2 protein-coding genes are annotated in these 3,739 nt (G+C 41.3%); both read right to left on the reverse strand.

Annotated elements, in window-relative coordinates; translation table 11 throughout:
• A partial coding sequence (locus ACEW8U_RS05070) for a DUF6797 domain-containing protein (RefSeq protein ID WP_373520952.1) occupies positions 1-2,593 on the reverse strand: 2,593 nt, incomplete at its 3' end.
• 72 nt (positions 2,594-2,665) lie between these two features.
• On the reverse strand, positions 2,666-3,739 hold a 1,074-nt coding region (locus ACEW8U_RS05075; RefSeq protein ID WP_373520953.1), incomplete at its 5' end, for a sulfatase.

Raw genomic sequence — 3,739 nt, forward strand, 5'->3', positions numbered from 1 at the left:
TTTTATCCTTTCCCAAAACGGCTTTTGTCACTTCCAATGTTTTTTCATTATAATGTTTGGATCCGTATTTTCTGGATCTCAAAAGATCCCAAGTCCTAACTGTATAATTGGAAATATTATTTATGCTTCCTTCATCCAATAAGTCGGTAAAGGTCAGTTCTATGCCTTTTGAGGTTGCTTTGATTCCTATCGGAATAACCATTGGTTTTTCTACTTTTCTTATCCGATAAAGACCTCCCAATTGGGGTTGGGTAGACCCCCAGGCTGATAAGCCGCACAAATATAGTTGTTCATCTCCGGGATTGAACCGGCCTCTCATTACACCTGTAGAAAACCGCGGAATAGGCAATTCAAAAATCCCACCTTGTACTTGCTCTCCTATCTTTTCGAAAGGAACCACAAAGATTTTTCCATAGCCATAGGAGAAGTTGAGAAGTTTTCCATTCAAAGCCCCCCATTTTTTGCTGTCTACCCAAAGTAGTTCAGACGGAGATTGATCCCGTTCTCTTTCGACCCAGACCAAGGGAAGTTCCATCCCATTTTCTGTGCTATCAGCTGGAGGATTATATCCAAACATATTTCCATAAAAACCTCCTTTTTTCACCCAGTTGATTCGGTTCATGGGATTCCAATGGCCTTCTTGATCGGTTACTATAAAAGTACCATCCGGATTGATGCAGACACCATTTGCTGCCCTGAAGCCATTGGCCATAATTTCCGTTTTCAAGCCATCTTTACTCACTTTGATCAAAGTCCCATGCTGAGGAACCAAGGCTTCTCGGGCATGACGAGCACTTTTTGCATAATAAAGGTTTCCATCTTTGTCGGCTTGAAGCCCCATCGCAAATTCATGAAAATGATCTGTGACTTGATGATCATTGTTAAAACTTTCATAAAAATCCGTTTCTCTGTCTCCATTATAATCGTGTAACCTCACGACCTGATCCCTGCAGGTGACAAAAATCTCTTCCTTGATAACCTTGATACCTAAAGGTTGAAATAAGCCCGAGGCTATGCGTTGCCAAGTGAGATTTCCTGCATTTTTGGTGAATCCTTCCACCAACCACACATCCCCATCTGTAGAACAGATAACGCCTTTGTTGGTATCTCTGAAAAAATCAAGTCCACTTAATCTGAATTGATTTTTCCAGGGGCTGTCAAATGGCGGGTTCAGGATATCCACTTGAAAAGGACCTTCTTGCTCCCCTTTCAACACTTCGGAAGTTAGTTTTTGAGGGTACCTTGCTGGGCCACCTTTGATGAGCTGTTCCAATGATTCAGGTGAATTAGAGTCTTTGGCATATGCTTGAAGTCCCTTCGTTCCTTTTTTGGCAATCAACAACTTAATTTTCAATGATTGAGACGAAGGCAGCTCCATCAGGACAAACCCATCTTGATCTTTCAATACCCCTCCCTCTCCTAAAATAGCAACAGCTGTACCGCTTGGGGCAATTCTCATTTTCAGTGGCTTGTCAGAAGAAGTAATGTTTAAGGTCCTTGTGAATACCGGATGATCTTCAAATGTTTCCATTCCAAATGTTTCCAATATTTTTGCCTGACCTACGGTATAAGAGATAATAACCCGATCCCGGTATTGATATAGTCCTTTGTAATGCGCCCATTCCCGGGGCAATGGACCAAACTTTCTTTTGTCTCTTGCCATAAACCTGGGGTCTTCAAAAGCCCCTGTATTGGGATTGGCCCAAGCCGGAACAACAGGGTTTTCAAAATGAAGATCACCTGCCGTTCTTGGCGATATATTGTGTCTCCCGTTGAATAAAATTGCTTCCCAATCTATAAAACCCTCTCCGGTCCAGGCACCCGCCACTCTCATTAGATCATGGTCAAACATCATCCAACCTTTACCTGCCGCTACCCCTCCTTCTCCCTGGTCTAATCTTACAGCGATTCCTTTGTAGGCAAAATTGGAATTTATATAGTTCTCATCTTTAAGTGGCTGAATGGGGCCACTGGATCGCTCTCTGGGAGCTGCGTTCAATCCGACCAATTCATACGTGTTGATCAAAAAATTACCATAATCCATTTCAGCCCATGGTTTAAATTCTTTAGGAGCCGGACCTGTAGACGAACCTGTTGGCAAACTTGCTAGATAAACTGAATCAATTTCGAAAAATTGTTCAGGATTATCTTTTTGCAGAAAAGCTTCACGCAGGTAATTGATGATATCATACTTTTCAACAGGCGATAAATTAACCTGCGGTGGCATAGAGCCATATCCCCGGGTGAGGGTCTGGTAAATTGAGTAGGGATCTTTACCTACCTTGAATGAATCTTTCCAAAATTTAAATGCATTGGGGATTGACCCTTCCTGTTCCTTGTTGCCATGGCAATTGAAACAAAGATTGTTGTAAATGTGCTCCCCCGTCCTAATTGATTCCCCATGACGGTCACCCAAAGCGGTAAGCAGCCCCTTGTGGTCTATGTTTTTCTCATATTCAGGTAGATCTGATTCAAGCAGTGTAAATTCCTGAACAATTTTAGACTCGGTATCATTACCACCATTCTTTGTATTACAACCTGAAATTATTAGAAATAACAGTGGTATTTGCAGTACGTTTTTGATTCTATTCATTCTATTTAAGGTACTTATTTTGGTCAAAATTTGATTTAAATATTATAATTTGAAGATGTGCCCATTCACTATTTAATTTAAGGTTCTTCCCCACCAAGGCCCTTCATCCCTTATGTCTAGCCACAATCGCTGCATTCTGGGAATTAATTCCAACAGGGTTCCGTATTCCTTAATCGCTAAATCATTGCTTTGGGAAGGATCATCTTTAATATTGTACAATTCAAAAGAAGAGGGGACAGCTGTCTTGATCCAATCAACGTCCCTATTTTTTCCTTTTTCATTGTCAGTATTAAAATTTTTCCAAGAAGCAGGTAAGCTGGCGATCAATACATAATCCCCTTGCCGCATTGCCCTGTGGGCCATTCCCGGCAAATGAGAATATCCGACAGGGAAAAACCAGATTTGTGGAATTTCCCTTTCGTATTCTTTATTGAGAAATGCATTAAATGCGTCTGTTCCGTCAATGGTCCTGTCTTCGGGAAGGCGGGCACCCGCGAGATTGCTAATAGTCGGTAGAAAATCGGTTCCGTTGAATAGTTTATCACTCACTATGCCCTTAGGGATACGGTTAGGCCACCTGACAATTCCGGGAACTCTATGTCCTCCTTCGTAAGGAAACCGTTTCATCCCCCTCAATTCACCTGGGGATCCAAAACATTTGTCCCGAATAGGATCATTCCATTCTCCATTGGACTCCCCCAGGTTCACAGGATATTCCGGACCATTGTCACTGGTAAATACAACCAAGGTATTATCCTTTAAGCCTTTCTTATCCAAATAGGCCATTAATCTTCCAAAACTATCATCAATTTGAGATACAGTTCCATAATATTCCTTTTGATAAACAGAGAGGTCATTTAAGGGTCTATCGTATCCTCCATATTTAATGGAATTTGATTTTTCTTGGACTTGGGCATTGTCATATTTGTCCGCAAAATTTGTAGGGGGATCAATGGGTGTATGAGGTTCATTGGTAGAGATAATCATAAAAAAAGGTTTTTTCTTATCTCTTTTTGTGGAGATCCAATCTGCTGCTTCATTCGAAACAATATCTACATACCAGCCCTCTAAAGCACCTACCGGCTTTCCATTTCTAAGGAATTTATCTGGATTTTTGGGACCTGTATTGAAGGAATTGACTGAAGT

This window comes from Aquiflexum sp. (assembly GCF_041751335.1).
In the GTDB taxonomy this organism is placed as follows: Bacteria; Bacteroidota; Bacteroidia; order Cytophagales; family Cyclobacteriaceae; genus Aquiflexum.